The 235-nt window shown below is 60.4% G+C and carries 1 protein-coding gene; it reads left to right on the forward strand.

The window, feature by feature from the left end; all coding sequences use genetic code 11:
• Positions 1-33: 33 nt before the first annotated feature.
• Positions 34-235, forward strand: a 202-nt coding sequence (locus tag VC352_RS25050) for a phosphatidate cytidylyltransferase (RefSeq protein WP_322982180.1), incomplete at its 3' end; no start/stop codon positions are given.

The following is a 235-nucleotide window of genomic DNA, read 5'->3' on the forward strand; positions in this document are numbered from 1 at the left end:
CTGCGAGCAGGTAGAAGCAGAGGCGCGCTCCTAATTTTGAAGCAACGAATCATCACGGCGCTGGTGCTGCTGCCTATCGCGCTCGGTGGATTTTTCCTGCTCGATGGAGCGGCTTTCGCGCTTTTCATCGGTGCAGTGGTTACCCTGGGCGCATGGGAGTGGGCGCGGCTAGCCGGGCTGGCAGCTCAGTCGCATCTTGTCGGTTATGCTGCGCTGGTGGCACTGCTGTTGGTTG

It is taken from the genome of Pseudomonas sp. C11 (assembly GCF_034683865.1).
Taxonomy (GTDB): domain Bacteria; phylum Pseudomonadota; class Gammaproteobacteria; order Pseudomonadales; family Pseudomonadaceae; genus Aquipseudomonas.